1 pseudogene is annotated in these 303 nt (G+C 31.0%); it reads right to left on the bottom strand.

The features are described 5' to 3' along the window. Nucleotides 1–279, bottom strand: a pseudogene (locus tag HMPREF3216_RS06575) (hypothetical protein); the annotation flags it as partial. Nucleotides 280–303: the final 24 nt, after the last annotated feature.

Raw genomic sequence — 303 nt, 5'->3', positions numbered from 1 at the left:
TTTACAAAAAATAGTTTTACTCCTCATAACACTACTAGCCTCCTTTTCGCTAACACCACTTTGTATCAAATAATTATAAAACAGACTATTAAGTAAACAAGATCCCCCATTCGCTCTGATTACTGTAATAATCTTAATAAATATCCTATTTTTTTTTATTAATTTGTCTAGATTATCGACACTAATTTCTTCATTTACTAGCAAACTATACTTTTCATAAACAGCAAGATTCGAAGAAACAGAAGAACCAACATCATCGCACGCGTTTAACGCTTCCAACAATATTCCCTCATAAACGAAGCA

The sequence above is a fragment of the Gardnerella vaginalis genome (assembly GCF_001546455.1).
Taxonomy (GTDB): Bacteria; Actinomycetota; Actinomycetes; order Actinomycetales; family Bifidobacteriaceae; genus Bifidobacterium; species Bifidobacterium vaginale_B.
The sequence above is the reverse complement of the archived record's forward strand: the minus strand, read 5'-3'. Positions and strand labels throughout refer to the sequence as shown.